General features: G+C 45.9%; 19 protein-coding genes and 1 other RNA gene. 16 read left to right on the top strand and 4 right to left on the bottom strand.

The features are described 5' to 3' along the window. The first annotated feature begins 155 nt into the window (after positions 1 to 155). The 7 genes from rplM to sspB all read left to right on the top strand — a co-directional run bounded on the left by rplM (position 156) and on the right by sspB (position 5,151). Positions 156 to 584, top strand: a complete 429-nt coding sequence (gene rplM / locus APB76_RS21105) for a 50S ribosomal protein L13 (protein WP_004744972.1) — start codon at positions 156 to 158, stop codon at positions 582 to 584. A 15-nt stretch (positions 585 to 599) separates the two neighbouring features. Beyond that, positions 600 to 992, top strand: coding sequence for a 30S ribosomal protein S9 (gene rpsI / locus APB76_RS21100; protein ID WP_004415472.1), 393 nt, complete (start codon positions 600 to 602; stop codon positions 990 to 992). 330 nt (positions 993 to 1,322) lie between these two features. Next, the gene (gene petA / locus APB76_RS21095; protein ID WP_049842898.1) at positions 1,323 to 1,916 is read left to right on the top strand and encodes a ubiquinol-cytochrome c reductase iron-sulfur subunit; all 594 of its coding nucleotides are present in this window, start codon (positions 1,323 to 1,325) and stop codon (positions 1,914 to 1,916) included. Then, entirely contained in the window at positions 1,916 to 3,181 is a 1,266-nt protein-coding gene (locus tag APB76_RS21090) for a cytochrome b (protein WP_049842897.1), read from the top strand. Before petA ends, APB76_RS21090 begins: the two co-directional genes overlap by 1 nt. Then, positions 3,178 to 3,915, top strand: a complete 738-nt coding sequence (locus APB76_RS21085) for a cytochrome c1 (RefSeq protein WP_049842896.1) — start codon at positions 3,178 to 3,180, stop codon at positions 3,913 to 3,915. Before APB76_RS21090 ends, APB76_RS21085 begins: the two co-directional genes overlap by 4 nt. A gap of 97 nt (positions 3,916 to 4,012) precedes the next feature. Beyond that, entirely contained in the window at positions 4,013 to 4,648 is a 636-nt protein-coding gene (gene sspA, locus APB76_RS21080) for a stringent starvation protein SspA (RefSeq protein ID WP_049842895.1), read from the top strand. An 11-nt stretch (positions 4,649 to 4,659) separates the two neighbouring features. Next, entirely contained in the window at positions 4,660 to 5,151 is a 492-nt protein-coding gene (gene sspB, locus APB76_RS21075) for a ClpXP protease specificity-enhancing factor (RefSeq protein WP_049842894.1), read from the top strand. 52 nt (positions 5,152 to 5,203) lie between these two features. Here the strand turns inward: sspB and APB76_RS21070 are convergent, their stop codons facing one another. From APB76_RS21070 to APB76_RS21055, 4 genes are read right to left on the bottom strand one after another with little or no spacing between them, the layout of a single operon-like run. Beyond that, a complete protein-coding gene (locus APB76_RS21070; RefSeq protein WP_054962020.1) occupies positions 5,204 to 5,770 on the bottom strand; it encodes a BON domain-containing protein in 567 nt (188 codons plus the stop codon). A 3-nt stretch (positions 5,771 to 5,773) separates the two neighbouring features. Next, entirely contained in the window at positions 5,774 to 6,364 is a 591-nt protein-coding gene (locus tag APB76_RS21065) for a phosphoheptose isomerase (RefSeq protein WP_049842892.1), read from the bottom strand. A gap of 3 nt (positions 6,365 to 6,367) precedes the next feature. Then, complete coding sequence (locus tag APB76_RS21060; RefSeq protein WP_082880320.1) at positions 6,368 to 6,733, bottom strand: YraN family protein; 366 nt, start codon at positions 6,731 to 6,733, stop codon at positions 6,368 to 6,370. Then, positions 6,720 to 8,534, bottom strand: a complete 1,815-nt coding sequence (locus APB76_RS21055) for a penicillin-binding protein activator (protein WP_054962019.1) — start codon at positions 8,532 to 8,534, stop codon at positions 6,720 to 6,722. The genes APB76_RS21060 and APB76_RS21055 overlap by 14 nt, the downstream gene beginning before the upstream one ends. 62 nt (positions 8,535 to 8,596) lie before the next feature. Here APB76_RS21055 and rsmI point away from each other — a divergent pair, with 62 nt between their 5' ends. From rsmI to murD, 9 genes are all read left to right on the top strand, one after another. Further along, on the top strand, positions 8,597 to 9,460 hold the full coding sequence (gene rsmI / locus APB76_RS21050) for a 16S rRNA (cytidine(1402)-2'-O)-methyltransferase (protein WP_049842890.1): 864 nt from the start codon (positions 8,597 to 8,599) through the stop codon (positions 9,458 to 9,460). Between the two features lie 227 nt (positions 9,461 to 9,687). After that, an RNA gene (gene rnpB, locus APB76_RS21045) (RNase P RNA component class A) lies at positions 9,688 to 10,118 on the top strand. A gap of 183 nt (positions 10,119 to 10,301) precedes the next feature. Continuing rightward, complete coding sequence (rsmH, locus tag APB76_RS21040) at positions 10,302 to 11,252, top strand: 16S rRNA (cytosine(1402)-N(4))-methyltransferase RsmH (RefSeq protein WP_049842889.1); 951 nt, start codon at positions 10,302 to 10,304, stop codon at positions 11,250 to 11,252. 4 nt (positions 11,253 to 11,256) lie between these two features. Beyond that, positions 11,257 to 11,574, top strand: a complete 318-nt coding sequence (gene ftsL / locus APB76_RS21035; protein ID WP_049842888.1) for a cell division protein FtsL — start codon at positions 11,257 to 11,259, stop codon at positions 11,572 to 11,574. Further along, a complete protein-coding gene (locus tag APB76_RS21030) occupies positions 11,571 to 13,295 on the top strand; it encodes a penicillin-binding transpeptidase domain-containing protein (RefSeq protein WP_049842887.1) in 1,725 nt (574 codons plus the stop codon). Before ftsL ends, APB76_RS21030 begins: the two co-directional genes overlap by 4 nt. 11 nt (positions 13,296 to 13,306) lie before the next feature. Continuing rightward, positions 13,307 to 14,791 (top strand): UDP-N-acetylmuramoyl-L-alanyl-D-glutamate--2,6-diaminopimelate ligase, encoded by a 1,485-nt coding sequence (gene murE / locus APB76_RS21025; protein WP_054962018.1) that lies wholly within the window; start codon positions 13,307 to 13,309, stop codon positions 14,789 to 14,791. Beyond that, the gene (gene murF / locus APB76_RS21020; RefSeq protein ID WP_054962017.1) at positions 14,788 to 16,146 is read left to right on the top strand and encodes a UDP-N-acetylmuramoyl-tripeptide--D-alanyl-D-alanine ligase; all 1,359 of its coding nucleotides are present in this window, start codon (positions 14,788 to 14,790) and stop codon (positions 16,144 to 16,146) included. The genes murE and murF overlap by 4 nt, the downstream gene beginning before the upstream one ends. After that, complete coding sequence (gene mraY / locus APB76_RS21015) at positions 16,143 to 17,225, top strand: phospho-N-acetylmuramoyl-pentapeptide-transferase (protein WP_049842884.1); 1,083 nt, start codon at positions 16,143 to 16,145, stop codon at positions 17,223 to 17,225. Before murF ends, mraY begins: the two co-directional genes overlap by 4 nt. A 13-nt stretch (positions 17,226 to 17,238) precedes the next feature. After that, entirely contained in the window at positions 17,239 to 18,561 is a 1,323-nt protein-coding gene (murD, locus tag APB76_RS21010) for a UDP-N-acetylmuramoyl-L-alanine--D-glutamate ligase (protein ID WP_082880319.1), read from the top strand. The last annotated feature ends 10 nt before the right edge of the window (positions 18,562 to 18,571 follow it).

The raw sequence follows: 18,571 nt of genomic DNA, 5'->3' as shown, positions 1-18,571 counted from the left end.
CGACCCACCGTTACTGCAGACCTTATTATCGAAGGTATTTCGACATAGCGGGTCGAGAGTGCCAATCACTCGAAGGGGTGTTAACTGGACTCTTAGTCAGTGGGAGCGAAAGCTCCTTAAGTGTAAATTTAATTATTGAACGGGTTATTATTAGCATGAAAACTTTCGTTGCTAAACCAGAAACTGTAAAACGCGACTGGTACGTTGTAGACGCTGAAGGTAAAACTCTTGGCCGTCTAGCAAGTGAAATTGCATCTCGCCTACGTGGCAAACACAAAGCTGAATACACTCCACACTGTGACACTGGTGATTACATCATCGTTGTTAACGCGGAGAAAGTTACTGTAACTGGTAACAAAGCAAAAGGTAAGATTTACTACCGTCACACTGAATTCCCTGGCGGCCTAAAATCAATCAGCTTCGAGAAGCTAATTGATCGCAAGCCAGAGATGGCTCTTGAGCTAGCAGTTAAAGGTATGCTACCACGTGGTCCTCTTGGCCGTGCTATGTACCGTAAGCTGAAAGTTTACGCTGGCGCTGAGCACAACCATGTTGCTCAACAACCTCAAGTACTAGACATCTAATCGGGGATTTCGAAAATGGCAGATAATCAATACTACGGTACTGGCCGTCGCAAAAGCTCAGCTGCACGTGTTTTTGTTAAACCAGGCAGCGGCAACATCGTAATCAACAAGCGTAGCCTTGATGAGTACTTCGGTCGTCCAACTTCTCGCATGGTTGTTAAACAGCCTCTAGAGCTAGTTGAACTAACTGAGAAACTAGACCTATACGTTACTGTTAAAGGTGGCGGTATTTCTGGTCAAGCAGGTGCTATCCGTCACGGTATCACTCGCGCTCTAATGGAATACGATGAGTCTCTACGTCCTACTCTACGTGCTGCGGGTTACGTTACTCGTGACGCTCGTTGCGTTGAACGTAAGAAAGTTGGTCTACGTAAAGCACGTCGTCGTCCACAGTTCTCTAAGCGTTAATCTTTTTTCGAAAAGATTCGCTTCCAATGTTTACATTGGAATGTGGTACCAAAAGCCTGGCTTCTTGCCAGGCTTTTTTGTTTTTATTCGTTAAAAAATTCCTTTCCTAGCGTCACTTATCATTTGATTTATATTACTTCTCTTCCTTTTGTGACCTAACAGGCGATTCGCTTCACAAATGTTACAAAAAGGTAGCTTTATCTTGTCAAAAAGTAGGGTTTTATTTATCATTTGCCATCAAATAAATACAACTAAATTCGTATTTTGTTAGCCATGCTCTTTAAGCGGAATAACAATAAATCCACAAGGAGCAAATGGGAGAATGTTTGGATGAGCAATGCGCCTTTAAATAACGGTCGCAGACGTTTCTTAACCGCTACAACAGCTGTTGTGGGTGGTCTAGGAGCCGCTGCTGTCGCCGTTCCTTTTATTAAATCTTGGAACCCAAGTGAAAAAGCCAAAGCTGCAGGTGCCCCTGTTGAAGTTGATATCGGTAAACTTGAAGAAGGGCAAATGGTACGTGTTGAATGGCGTGGTAAACCTGTATGGGTTGTCCGCCGTGCACAGTCTGTAGTCGAAGGATTAAAAGCTATCGATGGTCAGCTACGCGACCCATCTTCAGCAGAAGAACAACAACCAACTTATGCTCAGAATGCTTATCGCTCAATTAAGCCAGAGTATTTTGTTGCGGTAGGTATCTGTACACACCTTGGTTGTTCTCCAACGTATTTGCCTGACAGTTTTAATGAGCAAGTTCAGGGTGTTAAATCAGGTTTCTTCTGTCCGTGTCACGGTTCTAAGTTCGACATGGCAGGCCGTGTTTTCCAAGGCGTACCAGCGCCATTAAACCTAGTTGTTCCAAAACACCAATACTTAAGTGATACCAAGATTATGATCGGTGTTGACGAAGAAGGGGAGGCATAATGCAAGCTCTACTTGATTGGGTAGAAAAACGCATACCCGCAATGAATGCGTACAAGAAGCACCTTTCTGAGTACCCGATGCCAAAGAACTTTAACTTCTGGTATCTATTTGGCTCGCTAGCGATGCTTGTCTTGGTTAACCAAATCCTGACGGGTATCTGGTTAACAATGAACTACGTCCCATCTGGCGACGGAGCCTTCGCCTCAATCGAATACATCATGCGTGATGTTGAATACGGTTGGTTGCTGCGTTATATGCACTCTACAGGTGCGTCAGCCTTCTTCGTTGTTGTTTACCTACATATGTTCCGCGGCCTAATCTACGGTTCATACCAGAAGCCTCGCGAGCTACTGTGGATCTTCGGTATGCTTATCTTCTTAGTGTTGATGGCAGAAGCATTTATGGGTTACCTATTACCTTGGGGACAGATGTCTTACTGGGGTGCTCAGGTAATCATTTCCCTATTTGGTGCGATTCCTGTTATTGGTGATGACCTAACGCTATGGATTCGTGGTGACTACGTTATTTCTGGTGCTACGCTAAACCGCTTCTTTGCACTACACGTCATTGCTCTTCCTATCGTGTTGCTGCTGCTGATCGTTCTTCACGTACTAGCACTACACGAAGTGGGTTCAAATAACCCAGATGGTATCGAAACTAAGCTTCCTAAAGGGACAATGGGCGACGACTACCAGACTCAGTTCCCATTCCACAAGGATTACACTAAGAAGTACGACATCATTGACTCTATTCCTTTCCACCCGTACGGGACTGTGAAAGATATGGTAGGTGTTGCAGGTTTCCTATTCTTCTTCTGTTACGTGCTGTTCTTTAACCCGGAGATGGGCGGATACTTCCTTGAGCCGCCTAACTTTGAAGCTGCAAATCCATTGAAAACACCTGAGCACATCGCTCCTGTATGGTACTTTACTCCGTTCTACGCGATTCTTCGTGCGGTTCCGGACAAGCTTATAGGTGTCATCGCTATGGGGGCATCGATTGCGGTTCTATTTGTTCTACCATGGTTAGACCGTTGTCGTGTACGTTCTTACCGCTACCGCAGTAAGTTCCATTTATTCAATATCATCCAGTTTACGATTAGCTTTATCGCGTTAGGTATTCTTGGTGCGCTACCCGCAACACCAACATACACGCTACTAGCTCAGATCTTTAGCGTAGCTTACTTCATGTTCTTCGTACTGCTGTACTTCTACAGTAAGAACGAAGCGACTAAGCCACTACCAGAAAGGGTGACATTCAAATGAAAAAATGGATTGTAATTTTATTTGCAATGCTGCCTTCATTGGCGATGGCAGCGGGCGCGAACGTACCACTTGATAAGGCGAACAATGATCTGAGTGACCAAGCGTCACTGCAAAATGGTGCGAAACTGTTTATGAACTACTGTTTCGGTTGTCACTCAGCCCAGTATCAGCGCTACGAGCGTGTTGCTCGTGATATCGGTATCCCGGTTGAGCTGTTGAAAGATAATTTAATCTTTGATCCTGAAGCTAAAGTCGGTGACTTGATGGAAAATTCGATTCCTGAGAAGTCTGCAGCGAAATGGTTCGGTGCTCCACCACCAGATCTAACATTAGTTGCTCGTGTTCGTGGCACGGATTGGTTATACACCTACCTACGTTCGTTTTACGAAGATCCAAGCCGTCCGTTTGGTGTGAACAACATTGTATTCCCAAGTGTTGGCATGCCGCATGTATTAGAAGAGCTGCAAGGTATTCCTAAGCCAGTTTTTGAAACTCATGTCGTAGATGGTAAAGAAGTGACAAAAGTTGTTGGTGTTGAGGCCGATGGTACAGGTGAGCTGAACAGTGAAGAATATGATGACGCTGTTCGCGATTTGGTCAACTTCTTGGAATACTCTGGTGACCCAGTAAAACTTGAGCGTCACGCTCTTGGCTGGTGGGTGATGGGCTTCCTAGTGATCTTCACTATCGTGGTTGTGTTACTTAAGAAAGAGTATTGGCGTGATGTGCACTAATTGTGCTATCATACTGTGCTAATTCCCAATTTTTGAACTTAACAATGGAGGCTTGGCCTCCATTGTTTTTATATTTGTAAGTGTGCTGGAGGGCTCCATGGCTGTAGCTGCCAATAAACGTTCTGTGATGACTCTATTTTCAAGTGCATCTGATATGTATAGCCATCAGGTACGTATTGTTCTAGCAGAGAAAGGTGTAAGTGTTGAAGTAGAACTTGTCGATGAAGCAAATCTACCGACGGAGCTTATTGAACTTAATCCATACAAGACAGTACCAACGTTAGTAGACCGTGAACTAGCGCTTTACGATTCAAAGATCATTATGGAATACCTAGATGAGCGTTTTCCTCATCCCCCATTGATGCCTGTTTACCCAGTAGCTCGTGGTAACAGCCGTCTAATGATCTACCGTATTGAGAAAAACTGGTACACGCTTGCCGAGAAAGTGGTAAAAGGCAACGCTGAAGAAGCAGAAGCTGCACGTAATAAACTACGTAACGACCTTCTGACTCTAGGTCCAGTATTTGCTGAGTACGAATACTTTATGAGTGAAGAGTTCAGCCTAATTGACTGCTACTTAGCACCGTTGTTATGGCGTTTACCTCAACTTGGTATTGAGCTTGTAGGCCCTGGTTCTAAAGAGCTGAAAGTTTACATGAACCGCGTATTTGAACGTGATTCATTCCTAGCTTCTCTAACTGAAGCTGAACGTGAAATGCGTCTAACTCGTTAATCGGCGAGAAGATGGATATTGCAAACATGACACCTCGCCGACCATACATGCTTCGTGCATTTTATGATTGGCTGGTGGATAACGATTTAACTCCACATTTGGTTGTGGCAGCAGAACTACCTGGTGTTCGAGTGCCTCTGGAGTTTGTTCAAGACGGCCAAATTATCCTTAATATTGCTCCACGAGCAGTGGGTAATTTAGAGTTAGGTAACGAAGCGATTACGTTTAATGCGCGCTTTAGTGGTCGTCCTCAGTCGATCATTGTGCCTCTATATGCAGTACAGGCTATCTACGCACGTGAAAACGGCGCAGGTACCATGTTTGAGCCTGAAGAGGCTTATATGGCTGAGTATGAGGAAGAACAAGGTATTGATGAGGTCATTGATGACCTTCAGCCACTATCAGTAGCAACAGAAACGGAGCAAGAAACCGTTGAGTCAGACGTTGCTGGAGACGAACCACCTAGGCCTAAAGGCAGACCAAGCCTGAGAGTCGTCAAATAATAAAAAGCAGCGCCTAGCGCTGCTTTTTGTATTTAGAGATTATCACTAACGATTACTCTTGGTAGAAAGCCCTTACTACCTGTTTTACATCGGAAACATTACGCGCAACATCAGTTGCAATTTTTGCATGCTCCTCAGAAACGTAGCCGAGTAAGAATACTTCTTTATTTTCAGTGATCACTTTAATTTTTGTACCGCTCAACTCTGAATTGGCAATCAAGGCTGATTTGACCTTAGTCGTGATCCAACTATCATGACTGATTGCGCCAACAGATAAGGGTGGTTTAATTCGTAGTTGGTTATGGATGTGTTCCACACCTTTAATATCACGGGTTCGGCTCTCAATCTCACGTTTTAGCTGCTCGGTATTCGCTTGGCCCATCAAAACAACCGTTCCATTGTATGAGCTTGCGGTTACGCGTGCATTACCTCTGAACGGGGTCTTGTTACCAATCCCTGCAACCTCGAACTCGATGTTGTTGTCGTCCCATATCTCTTGAGTGGTTCTGGGATCAATGACAATACTCGCGGTGGTTGCGGCACCCGCAACAAATAAGCCGGCACACCCTGTCATGCTCAGGGCAAATAAGGACAGCAATAAGCCTTTAAATATTTTCATAACTTACTCTTCGTGAGCGGGAAACAATACTTGGTCGATAAGATCGCACAAGCAGTGCATAGTCACCATGTGAACTTCATGAATTCGCGCCGTTCTGTGAGAGGGGATACGGATCTCAACGTCATTTTCGCCAAGTAAACCTGCCATCTCGCCACCGTCCTTACCAGTCAGTGCGATGATGGTCATGTCTCGCGTTACTGCGGCTTCCATCGCCTTGATGATGTTTTTGCTGTTACCACTGGTTGAGATTGCAAGTAGGATATCGCCAGTTTGGCCAAAGGCGCGAACTTGTTTGGAGAAAATCTCTTCATAGTGGTAGTCGTTAGCCACCGCAGTTAGCGTGGTATTATCAGCGGTAAGAGCCATGGCGGGTAGACTAGGTCGCTCAGTCTCAAAACGATTTAAAAGACAGGAAACAAACTGTTGCGCGTTTGAAGAAGAGCCTCCATTTCCGCAGCAAAGGATCTTGTTGCCATTGAGTAGGCTAGCTACCATGGCTTGAGCGGCATGGGTAATAGCGTCTGGCAACGCTTCGGCTGCCGCGATTTGAATTTGAATACTTTCTGTAAAGCTGTCTTTAATGCTATCTAGCATCGATTATCCTTGAGTAATTGCGTTTTTGATCCACTCGATTTGTTGACCTTGTTGGTGCATTGCCACTAAGTCAAAGCGGAAATCAGTTGAATATACAGATAAGCCATTCTTGCTCAGCCACAGTGTTGCTGCTTTGATGAGCTTTCTCATTTTGCTCGTAGTGACGGTTTCCGCAGCATGCCCATAAGCTTGGCTTTTACGATAGCGAACTTCAACGAAAACAATCGTCTCGCCATCTTTCATAATCAGGTCGAGTTCGCCTCCTTTAACTAGGAAGTTTCTCTCAATTGGCGACAAGCCGCAACTGATAAGATACTTTTCAGCTGCAACTTCATAATGTTGCCCTTGTGCTCGTTTATTGATTAGCACTATGCTCCGCCCAACTAATCTCACGTTGTACTATACAGTCATCATTGATGCTTAGCACTCCGGTACTGCCGCTAATGGTATAGTCGTGGACCACTTTCATCTGTGGCAGATGTTCCATCAAGCGGTAAGCGTCCATCCCCAGAGCTTGCAGACGTTTTTCTGCATTAGAGTCTTTGGGCCACAATTGTTCCATTTGGGCTTTTAAGGCCGCATCTGGTTGAATTAGTAGCGGTATATCGCTGTATATTACGCCCGATAGATCTTCATATTGCTGGCGACCACTATTACTTCGCGAATTCGAGTATAGTTTTGGTGGCGTTGTATCTGGGTTTATCGCGACTTCAATAAACGGTTTGATGAGCGTAAGTTCAGAGCCGTTTGCCACAATGTAAACTGCATCAATATCACGGCGGCTACGTGGTTGGCTTTCTAACGGTATATCGAGTAACGAATCCATCTGCGCGATATGTTGCTGGCTGCCTTGTAGGCCGAATACTTTGTTAATATCGCGTTGAAGCTGGCGTTTGTCGCCAAACAGATTGATTGCAACTTTGGTATCGCTGTGTTTTTGCCATTCTTTGTCAAATGCTTCAACTACTCGAGAGCCGAGACGCCCTTGAGGTGCAAGTATCAGAGGGTATTGGTAACCTTGCTGTGCCAAATGTTTTGCCGCTTGGGCCACCTCTTGCTCTGGAGATAGTGCTAAGTAGCAAGTGCTGTTACCAGCTTGGATCTCATCTGGGATGTTTAGAGCCAGCGTTGGCAGCGGATTTACAAAGTTAGCTTGAGCTTGCTGAAGTTTCTCTATGTTACTTTTTAACAGTGGCCCGACAACAGAGTCAATCTGCTTTTCGACCAATACCGATTCAAGCTCTTCTAGCGAAGCTGCATTGGTATCGATGACGGTTAGCGTGGCACTTTCATCTCGCTCGCTATCGTTCATCATTTCGAGAATAAAGCCATCACGAATGAGCTGAGCCTGTTTAGCAAATTTACCAGAAAGTGGCAGCAATAGTGCGGTATTGACTGGCTTGGTAATTTCTAGAGCGAGAATATCTGTCACCGATTGTGGGGTATAGATAGCCCCTGGGTGATTTGAGTTATCTGTTAGCCATTGTTCAAGCCCGGCTTTAAGTTGTGGAAGGTTGCTTGCTAGAGTCTTAGTTAAGCCAGTTAGTTCTAGCCAACCAGATACCACAGGATCAGTTTCTTGCTGCTTCAACGTTTCTAATTGCTGCGCCGAGTACTGATTTAGGTTGTTCCAGATCCCCTGTGCAACAAAGGCTTGTTCACTTTCGGCTAGGTAACGGCTGCTTAAAGAGAGTTCTCGAGTCGCATTGTAGAAGTCACCTTGCTTAGTAAATAGGGAAGCGCGCAATTGGTGATAGTTAAGCCACTGGTCTTCACCTAGTTGCCACGACGGTTTGAAGTTTAGGATCTGCAGTGCTTCTGCGTGGTTATCACGAGAAATGAGCAGTTCCGCTCGTGCAAGTTGCCACTCAGCTTGCTGCATTTCATTTAGTGACTGACGAGCTAGGCGTTTGATAAGAAGCTCTGACTGAGCCGTGTCACCTGTATCAATGGATGCTTTTAATGCCATGATCAACCAATCATTTTGCAAGCTGCCTTGACTGCTGTCAGCTCGCATCAAGTAAGTTTGCACTGACTGGTTGGGATCTAAGGTAATATCGACACTTCGCGGCGTCTTAGGAGCAGAAGAACACGCTGCCAATGTGACAGCAAGTGCTACAGGAGTCAGTAAGCGTGTTACACTTAGACGCTTGTGGTTATTCATGGCCATGAGTTCTTTTTAATTCCGTATAAGATTGTGTCTATATTAATCGTTGAAGTGATGGTAAACAAATGACAGATAACAAAACCTTACCAACTGAGGTTCCAACTCTCTATATCGTGCCTACGCCAATTGGCAATTTAGGTGATATTACTCAACGAGCGATCGAAGTTTTATCCAATGTTGACCTCGTGGCTGCTGAAGATACGCGCCACACTGGTAAGTTATTGTCTCACTTCAGTATCCAAACTAAAACTTTTGCTCTTCATGATCATAACGAACAGCAAAAAGCGCAAGTGTTAGTCGATAAATTACTGGCTGGGCACTCAATTGCGTTAGTTTCTGATGCTGGTACCCCATTAATTAGTGATCCAGGTTACCATCTTGTGACGCAATGTCGTCAGGCGGGAGTCAAAGTTGTCCCACTTCCTGGCGCTTGTGCGGTTATTACTGCACTCAGTGCGTCAGGTTTGCCATCTGATCGCTTTAGCTTCGAGGGGTTCCTTCCAGCTAAGAGTAAAGGGCGCAAAGACAAATTCTTAGAAATTGCCAAAGTTGAGCGTACTTGTGTGTTTTATGAATCACCGCACCGCATCTTAGACTCTCTTGACGATATGCTTGAAATCTTGGGCCCAGACAGAGAAGTGGTATTAGCTCGGGAGCTGACTAAAACCTTCGAAACCATCCAGGGTATGCCACTAGGTGAACTGGTTGAATGGGTCAAGTCGGACTCTAACCAGCAGCGTGGTGAAATGGCGCTGCTGATCCATGGCTACCGCTCATCAGAAGATGACTCTATTCCAGAAGAGGTCAAGCGTACAGTGACTATTTTGACCAAAGAGCTGCCATTAAAGAAAGCAGCAGCGATGGCGGCGGAAATCTACAACCTGAAAAAGAATGCACTCTATAAGTGGGGTTTAGAGAATTTGGACTAACAATCGAGAAATTAGAGTCGAGAATCGAGAAGATGTATTCTTGGCTCTAAAATCTACTTCTCAACTCTCGAAGGACGAAGTCTGTTTCAGATTCTCGCAGGGTGAAGCCCGAACATGCTCTCCATAGCGCAGCGTTCTGACTATTCCTTAACCGCTTAACCGTTCATTTTCAGCAATTATGTGATCTCGCTAGACACTTCTCTCTGAACTCTATACAATCCGCCCTCGGAGTCGACTGGGTAGTCGCTGCTTTGTTGATGTCCTTCGGGAGACTGACGTTGAGGTCCTTTTAGGAGACTGACGTTGACGTCCTTCGGGAGACTGACAAAGGGGAGGAAAGTCCGGGCTTCATAGAGCAAGGTGCCAGGTAACGCCTGGGGGGCGCAAGCCCACGACAAGTGCAGCAGAGAGAAGACCGCCGATGGCCCGTAAGGGAACAGGTAAGGGTGAAAGGGTGCGGTAAGAGCGCACCGGACGGCTAGTAATAGTTCGTAGCAGGGTAAACTCCACCTGAAGCAAGACCAAATAGGCCTCCACATTGCGTTGCTCGCGTAAGGAGGCGGGTAGGTTGCTCGAGCCAGTGAGTGATTGCTGGCCTAGACGAATGGCTACCGCCGCGCAAGCGGAACAGAACCCGGCTTATGTGTCGGCTCCACCTATTCGAGACCCATCGTAACTTTGTTATGATGGGTTTTTTGCTTTTTATTGACCAAATTTATTTTCGAACCATTAAACTTAGCGCAAAATCACGTGTTCTCACTCGCTAGTGGTGGCGATAAGCCATTAAATCAGTACACTGGAGAGTCTGAATTCGTCAATGCGTCAGCCACATGAGATAATTATGACCGAATCCTTTAAACACATATCTGTACTTCTTCATGAATCGATCGAGGGTTTAGCGATTAAACCCGACGGTATATACATTGATGGTACATTCGGTCGCGGTGGTCACAGCCGTACAATTCTGTCAAAGCTCGGTGAAAATGGTCGCCTATATAGTATTGACCGTGACCCTCAAGCTATCGCTGAGGCAAGTAAAATTGACGACCCACGTTTTACTATCATCCATGGACCTTTTTCAGGCATGGCTGAATATGCCGCTGACTACGATCTTATCGGTAAGGTTGACGGTGTTTTACTCGATCTTGGAGTCTCTTCTCCACAGTTGGATGATGCAGAACGCGGCTTTAGTTTTATGAAAGATGGCCCACTTGATATGCGCATGGACCCCACGTCAGGTATTCCAGTCTCTCAATGGCTAATGGAAGCAGACCTAGACGATATTACTTGGGTTATTCGAGAGTTTGGTGAGGATAAACATGCCCGTCGTATCGCTAAAGCGATAGTAGCTTACCGTGAAAACGAAGATAACGAACCTCTAACACGCACTGGCCAACTGGCAAAATTGATCTCTGAGGCAGCGCCAAAGAGTTTTAAAGAGAAAAAGCATCCAGCTACGCGTGCTTTCCAAGCGTTTCGTATTTACATCAATAGTGAACTAGAAGAGATCGACACGGCGCTAAAAGGGGCTGCTAGTATTTTGGCTCCTCAAGGCCGTTTATCTGTGATCAGCTTTCACTCCTTAGAAGACCGAATGGTGAAGCGCTTTATTCGTAAAGAGAGCAAAGGACCAGAGGTTCCTCATGGCATTCCAATGACGGAAGATCAAATTAAAGCGCTAGGCAGTGCCAACCTTAAGCCTGTTGGTAAAGCGATCAAGCCTTCTAAACAAGAAGTCGAAGAAAATGCTCGCTCACGCAGCTCTGTGCTTCGCTTAGCAGAAAAACTATAACCCTATGAGTAAGTCTGCTCCAAATCTTGCCAAGGTGATTGCACTCGACCTTTTAAGTATTGGCCGAGTACCGCTAATTCTACTGGTACTGATTTTTAGTAGCGCGATGGGAGTGGTTTTTATTACTCATCACACACGTCAGGCAATTACCGAAAAAGACCAGGCACTTGTTGAGCGTGAACGATTGGACAATGAATGGCGTAACTTACTTATCGAAGAAACAGCATTGGCCGAGCATAGCCGTGTGCAAGCTGTGGCTAAGAAAGATCTAGAGATGAAACGCCCTGATTCAGACAAAGAAGTCATCATCAACCTGCCATGAGCAAAAAAGTTAAACCTGTAGAGTCTAAAACTGAACACAAGCCAGCGACTTTGATTCGTTGGCGTTTCTACTTAGTGCTGTTTTTTGTCTTTTGTGCTTTTGCTGCACTTGTAGGCCGTATTGCATACATCCAAATTGTTGAGCCAGACAACCTAATTAAGCAGGGAGATTTACGCTCCATTCGAGCGAAAACCCTTCACTCTGCACGCGGCATTATTTCTGATCGAAATGGTGAGCCTTTGGCCGTGAGTGTGCCTGTTGAGGCTGTGTGGGCAGACCCAGTAGCGATCTTTAAAGCAGGTGGGTTGGTCGAATTAGATCGTTGGCACGCACTTGCGGATGTGCTTGGTTTAAAACGCCAAGGATTAATCGACAAAATTAATCGGAATAAGAGCAAACGATTTATCTATTTGCAACGTCAAGTTAGCCCGGCGATGGCGCATTATATTCGTGAGTTAAAGCTATCTGGTGTTGGCCTGAAAGCTGAATCAAGGCGTTACTATCCAGCAGGAGAAGTTAGTGCTCACTTAGTGGGAGTGACAGGAATAGATGGTCATGGCTTAGAAGGGGTTGAGCGCAGTTACGATAAGTGGCTCACTGGTGAAGCGGGTAAGCGTATTATCCGTAAAGATCGTTATGGTCGTGTAGTTGAAAACATCTCTCTTGAAGAGCGAGAAGAAGGTAAGCCATTAGAACTGACCATAGATCAGCGAATTCAGGCAATCGCTTACCGTGCGATCAAACAGGCGGTGGCAGATTACCGTGCTACTTCTGGTTCCGCGGTTATCCTTGATGTGAAAACTGGTGCGGTATTGGCAATGGTTAATGCGCCATCGTATAACCCAAATAACCGTGCCGATCTGCAATCAGCCAAAATGCGTAATCGAGTGATTACCGATGCTTTTGAACCTGGCTCAACAGTGAAGCCTTTTGTTGTTTTAGCTGCATTAGAAAATGGTATCGCAGACGATGATACGATTATAGATACTGGCAACGGTATTATGCAGATTGGCGGTAGTCGCGTGCGTGATACATCGAAAGTGGGCAAGGCTGACTTAACCACCATATTGAAAAAATCGAGTAACATTGGTGTCGCGACACTTGCTCTAGATATGCCACTTGAAGCCCTACTAGGCATGTACAGTTCAGTTGGCTTCGGGGAAGTGTCTGGGTTGAACCTTGTAGGTGAAACGCAAGGTATTTTCCCTAATCGACGTCGTTGGTCGAAATTTGAAATAGCGACACTTTCATTTGGTTATGGACTCACCATTACTCCTCTTCAGCTTGCCCATGCTTATGCTACTTTAGGTAATTTAGGTGAGTATCAACCGATCCATATTATCGAAAACAACCAGCAAGATTTATCAAAGCAGGTCATAGGTCACGACAACGCGCAAAAAGTGTTGGATATGCTTGAGACGGTCACCCAACCAGGCGGCACTGCGACTAAGGCTGCGGTACCTGGTTATCGTGTCGCTGCTAAAACGGGCACTTCACGTAAAGCGATTGCGGGTGGCTATGGTGACGAGTACTTCGCCTATACTGCTGGAGTTGCACCAGCTAGTGATCCTAGAGTCGCACTTGTGGTGGTGGTTAATGAGCCGCAGGGGGATAACTATTATGGCGGTTCAGTGGCAGGACCTGTGTTTGCCGAAATTTTAAAGGGCACGTTGCAAATTCTCAACGTTGCACCTGATGAAAACAGATTTAAACAAGATTAAGTGAGTTTACTATGTCGAAGGAGCTGACCTTAGCGCTATTGCTTGCACCTTGGTTAGATATCTCTAGCCATGATAAAGCGAATGTAGTGATACAGAACCTTGAACTGGATAGCCGGAATGTTTCGAAAGGCACAACTTTTGTCGCGGTAAAGGGCCACGCAGTGGATGGGCGACGCTTTATTCCCACAGCTATCGAGCAAGGCGCAAACGCGGTCATCGCCCAAGCGTGCGATGTTCATCCGCACGGTAAGATTGAACTTATTGGCGCGATACCGGTGATCTACTTGGTGGATTTAGGTCGTCATCTCTCCGATCTTGCGCAACGACTTTACCCTTTAAAGCATAATAAGCTGATTGGTGTAACGGGCACGAATGGTAAAACAACCATTACTCAGTTAATCGCTCAGTGGCTTGAGCTTGTCGAGCGCAAAGCAGCAGTGATGGGCACCACAGGCAATGGTTTTTTAAACGATCTACAAGTTACAAAAAATACCACAGGTAGCGCGATTGAAATTCTGCAAACCTTGCATTCATTAGAGCAGCAGGGGGCTGACTATACCGCGCTGGAAGTTTCTTCCCATGGTTTAGTTCAAGGGCGTGTCAAAGCTCTGGAGTTTGAAGTTGGAGCGTTCTCTAACTTAAGTCGTGATCACTTAGATTATCACGGTACGATGGATGAGTATGCCGAGGCGAAATTTTCTCTGTTTAGCCACCATATCTGTAAACAGGCGGTGATCAATATTGATGATCCTGTTGGTGCAGATTGGTTTGATCGCCTAGATTCCGCTATTGCTGTTAGCCTAAAACCTTGTGATCACCCGCGCGCGATGTGGGCCAAGCAAGTCAATTATTCTGAATCGGGTATCACGCTCAGTTTTGATGGTGTTTTCGGTGCTGGTTGCTTTACTGTTCCGTTAATCGGTGAGTTCAATGCCAACAACGTATTGCTCGCTATGGTGACGTTACTATGCTTGGGTATTGATAAACAGAAACTCATCGAAACGGCAAGTTCACTAACCCCGGTTCTTGGTCGTATGGAGCTGTTTTCTGCCCAGGGCAAGGCTAAAGTTGTGGTCGATTATGCTCACACGCCAGATGCACTTGAAAAAGCGCTTCAAGCCTTGCGTGTTCATTGCCAAGGCAAGCTTTGGACTATCTTCGGTTGCGGTGGAGACCGTGATAAGGGTAAACGTCCTATGATGGCGAGTATCGCTGAACAACTGGCAGATAAAGTTATTCTCACCGATGATAACCCACGTAGTGAATCTCCAGTCGCGATCGTCCAGGACATGCTTGCGGGAATGAAACAACCAAACCTAGCCGTTGTAGAGCATAATCGTTTCGCTGCTTTGCAATTCGCGTTAGGTAACAGCCGAGCAGAAGACATTATTCTTCTCGCTGGTAAGGGGCATGAAGATTACCAAGTGATGGCTGATCGGACGGTACACTATTCGGATCGTGAATCTGCCATTGAACTTTTGGAGCAAGGCTTATGATTTCTCTGATGTTAAGTCAGCTTGCTGAAGCTCTAAATGCTGAACTGATTGGTAACGATATAGTGATCAGCTCGGTCTCGACTGATACACGTGCAATTGAAAAAGGCGCACTATTTGTCGCTTTGATCGGTGAGCGCTTTGATGCGCACAACTTTGTTTCCCAATCTGTTGAGTCTGGCGCAGGCGCTTTGCTAGTCAGTCGCCCAGTAGAAGCCGATGTTCCTCAACTGTTGGTTAAAGATACTAAGATTGCGTTAGGTCAGTTAGGCGCTTTGGTTCATCAAACCTGCCTTACTCCGACTGTTGCGATTACCGGTAGTTGTGGCAAAACCACAGTGAAAGAGATGGTTGCCAGCATTATGGAACAAGAAGGGCGCGTTCTTTTTACTGCTGGAAACTTCAACAATGATATTGGCGTTCCTTTGACTCTGCTGCGCTCAACACCTGAAGACGATTTTGCCGTGATCGAGATGGGCGCCAACCATATTGGTGAAATTTCTTATACCACGCAACTTGTTCAACCTGATGTCGCGCTGGTCAACAACGTGGCTGCTGCGCACCTTGAGGGTTTTGGATCTATAGATGGAGTAAAGCAAGCCAAAGGTGAGATATACCAAGGTTTAAAAGCGGGGGCGGTAGCAATCGTCAACCTTGACAGCAATGGTGGTGATAATTGGCAGGCGGTGCTGGCAGACAAAACAGTGAAGACTTTCTCGCTCAATGATGCCTCAGCAGACTACTTTGCCCAGAACATTTCACTCAATGAGATTAGCGAAGCGCAATTTACTCTTGTAACACCGCTTGGCAGTATCGATGTCAAGCTCGGCATTATAGGTCAGCACAATGTTTCCAATGCTTTAGCGGCAACAGCGCTTGCACTGGAGCTTGGCGCATCACTTGAGATGGTGAAAACGGGTTTGGCTCAACTCGGCAAAGTAAAAGGTCGTGTTGAGCTGGTCGAGCTTAGTTCCAATATCAAGCTAATCGATGACAGTTACAATGCGAGTGTACCTGCTATGAAAGCGGCTGCTGATCTCTTGTCTGGTTTTAGTGGTGAACGTTGGCTAATTTTGGGCAATATGGCCGAGTTAGGTAACGAAAGTCTTGCACTTCACCGTCAAGTCGGGGAACATGCTGCCCCATTCAAATTTGAACACGTGCTCACTTTTGGTGCTGACGCAAAAGCGATCAGCGAAGAGTGTGGTGGTATTCACTTCGAAGATCACCAAAGCATGATTGATTATATAAAACAGCAGATTGAACAGCATCAACAACCGCAAACACTGTTAGTCAAAGGGGCAAACAGTGCCGGAATGAGTAAAATCGCTGCTGCTGTCAAGGAGATGTATACATGATTATTTGGCTCGCCGAGCTGCTACAGCCATATTTTTCATTCTTCCGATTATTCGAATACCTATCGTTTCGTGCGATTGTCAGCGTTTTAACCGCATTAGGCATCTCGCTGTGGATGGGGCCGATTATGATCCGACGTTTGCAATTGTTGCAGATTGGACAGGTTGTCCGTAATGAAGGCCCAGAGTCTCATTTCAGTAAACGTGGAACGCCAACAATGGGCGGCATCATGATTCTGACGGCGATAGTGACCACGGTATTACTTTGGACCGATCTATCTAATCCATATGTTTGGGCGGTGTTAGCCGTTCTTCTTGGCTATGGAGCAATTGGGTTTGTCGATGATTACCGTAAGGTGGTTCGTAAAAATACCGATGGTTTGATTGCACGCTGGAAATATTTCTGGCAATCGGCGATTGCCTTAGTGGTCGCATTTGCACTGTATGTATATGGTAACGATACCGCAGCGACTCAATTGGTGGTGCCTTTCTTTAAAGAGGTAATGCCTCAGCTTGGTCTGATGTATATCGTCCTTACCTATTTTGTTATCGTTGGTACTAGTAACGCGGTAAACTTAACCGATGGTCTTGATGGCTTAGCCATTATGCCGACAGTACTTGTTTCTGCAGGTTTTGCCGCGATTGCATGGGCGACGGGTAACGTTAATTTTGCTAACTACCTGCATATTCCGCACATACCTCAGGCGTCTGAATTGGTGGTTGTTTGTACCGCGATTGTCGGAGCAGGGCTAGGCTTCTTATGGTTTAATACTTATCCGGCTCAAGTGTTTATGGGTGATGTCGGTTCACTGGCTCTCGGTGGTGCGTTAGGCACAATTGCAGTATTAGTTCGCCAAGAGTTTGTGCTGGTCATCATGGGTGGCGTTTTTGTTATGGAAACCTTGTCTGTTATTCTTCAGGTTGGTTCATACAAACTACGTGGTCAACGTATTTTCCGTATGGCACCAATCCACCATCACTACGAGCTAAAAGGCTGGCCAGAACCACGAGTAATTGTGCGTTTTTGGATCATCTCGATTGTTCTCGTTCTTATTGGTTTAGCGACTCTTAAAGTTCGATAAGGAAATCAGCATCATGACCATGGACCGCTGGCAAGGTATTGAGAATGTGGTGGTTGTAGGGCTCGGTATCACCGGGCTCTCTGTCGTTAAGCACTTGCAACAATTATCCAAGGCTCTTGAAATCCGTGTAATTGACACACGCGATAACCCTCCGGGTAGTGACCAATTGCCTCAAGATGTCGCGCTACACTCAGGGAGTTGGAATCAAGAATGGTTGATGTCCGCAGATTTAGTGGTGACAAACCCTGGCATAGCCCTTGCCCTGCCAGAGATACAACAGGTACTTGAAGCTAAAATTCCTGTAGTGGGCGATATCGAACTGTTTGCTTGGCAAGTCAATAAGCCTGTCATTGCGATAACAGGCTCTAATGGCAAGAGCACAGTTACCGACTGGACAGGTCAAGTAGCTAAAGCAGCAGGCTTAAAAGTGGGAGTTGGTGGAAATATTGGTGTTCCAGCATTAGACCTACTTCAGCAGCAGGCAGATCTCTATGTGTTAGAGCTGTCGAGCTTTCAGCTTGAAACTACCTCGTCATTAGCTCCGAAAGCAGCGGCCTTTCTCAATCTTTCTGAAGATCATATGGACCGTTACCAAGGAATGGAAGATTACCGACAAGCAAAACTGCGTATTTTCGATCATGCTCAATCTTGTATTGTTAATGCAGATGACCGCGAAACCTATCCTGTTCATGCGGCTAATTTGGCCGAGTTTAGCCTCAAACAGAAGACTCGCTATTCTGTCATTGTTCAAGATGATACTGAGTATCTTGCAATTGATGGTGTGCCGATTTGTGCCAGTGGTGAGTTATCGTTAGTAGGTCGTCATAATGTAGCCAATGCTTTAGTGGTATTAGCCCTGTTGACGGAAGCGGAGGTGGATGTCACCAAAGGACTCTCCGTACTTAAGTCTTACAGCGGTTTGACACACAGGTGCCAAGTGGTTGCAGATAATCAAGGGGTCAAGTGGGTCAATGACTCGAAAGCAACCAACGTTGCTAGCACCATAGCGGCGCTTGCAGGACTAGAGCTTGACGGAAAGCTTTACTTGCTTGTTGGTGGGGTCGGTAAAGGTGCTGACTTCTCTGAGCTTGCTCCAGTTTTGGAATCGCTCAATGTTCAGCTGTGCTGCTTTGGAGAGGATGGCGAACAATTTATGCCACTACATAGCAGTGCGAAACGTTTTGACACTATGCACGGAATCATCCAATGGCTTGCCACTCAAGTCTCTTGTGGTGATATGGTGCTATTGTCACCAGCTTGTGCGAGTTTTGATCAGTTCAATAATTTTATGGCCCGTGGCGACGCATTTACTGAGCTTGCAAAAGCCTACGCTTAAATAAACCGAG

Source organism: Vibrio bivalvicida, assembly GCF_001399455.2.
Taxonomy (GTDB): Bacteria; Pseudomonadota; Gammaproteobacteria; order Enterobacterales; family Vibrionaceae; genus Vibrio; species Vibrio bivalvicida.
This window is presented reverse-complemented; position numbering and strand designations above follow the sequence as displayed.

Bases quoted from the DNA above. Each gene is read 5' to 3' on its own strand.
- rplM (WP_004744972.1), top strand. From the start codon at position 156: ATGAAAACTTTCGTTGCTAAACCAGAAACTGTAAAACGCGACTGGTAC.
- rpsI (WP_004415472.1), top strand. From the start codon at position 600: ATGGCAGATAATCAATACTACGGTACTGGCCGTCGCAAAAGCTCAGCT.
- petA (WP_049842898.1), top strand. From the start codon at position 1,323: ATGAGCAATGCGCCTTTAAATAACGGTCGCAGACGTTTCTTAACCGCT.
- APB76_RS21090 (WP_049842897.1), top strand. From the start codon at position 1,916: ATGCAAGCTCTACTTGATTGGGTAGAAAAACGCATACCCGCAATGAAT.
- APB76_RS21085 (WP_049842896.1), top strand. From the start codon at position 3,178: ATGAAAAAATGGATTGTAATTTTATTTGCAATGCTGCCTTCATTGGCG.
- sspA (WP_049842895.1), top strand. From the start codon at position 4,013: ATGGCTGTAGCTGCCAATAAACGTTCTGTGATGACTCTATTTTCAAGT.
- sspB (WP_049842894.1), top strand. From the start codon at position 4,660: ATGGATATTGCAAACATGACACCTCGCCGACCATACATGCTTCGTGCA.
- APB76_RS21070 (WP_054962020.1), bottom strand. From the start codon at position 5,770: ATGAAAATATTTAAAGGCTTATTGCTGTCCTTATTTGCCCTGAGCATG.
- APB76_RS21065 (WP_049842892.1), bottom strand. From the start codon at position 6,364: ATGCTAGATAGCATTAAAGACAGCTTTACAGAAAGTATTCAAATTCAA.
- APB76_RS21055 (WP_054962019.1), bottom strand. From the start codon at position 8,534: ATGGCCATGAATAACCACAAGCGTCTAAGTGTAACACGCTTACTGACT.
- rsmI (WP_049842890.1), top strand. From the start codon at position 8,597: ATGACAGATAACAAAACCTTACCAACTGAGGTTCCAACTCTCTATATC.
- rsmH (WP_049842889.1), top strand. From the start codon at position 10,302: ATGACCGAATCCTTTAAACACATATCTGTACTTCTTCATGAATCGATC.
- ftsL (WP_049842888.1), top strand. From the start codon at position 11,257: ATGAGTAAGTCTGCTCCAAATCTTGCCAAGGTGATTGCACTCGACCTT.
- APB76_RS21030 (WP_049842887.1), top strand. From the start codon at position 11,571: ATGAGCAAAAAAGTTAAACCTGTAGAGTCTAAAACTGAACACAAGCCA.
- murE (WP_054962018.1), top strand. From the start codon at position 13,307: ATGTCGAAGGAGCTGACCTTAGCGCTATTGCTTGCACCTTGGTTAGAT.
- murF (WP_054962017.1), top strand. From the start codon at position 14,788: ATGATTTCTCTGATGTTAAGTCAGCTTGCTGAAGCTCTAAATGCTGAA.
- mraY (WP_049842884.1), top strand. From the start codon at position 16,143: ATGATTATTTGGCTCGCCGAGCTGCTACAGCCATATTTTTCATTCTTC.
- murD (WP_082880319.1), top strand. From the start codon at position 17,239: ATGACCATGGACCGCTGGCAAGGTATTGAGAATGTGGTGGTTGTAGGG.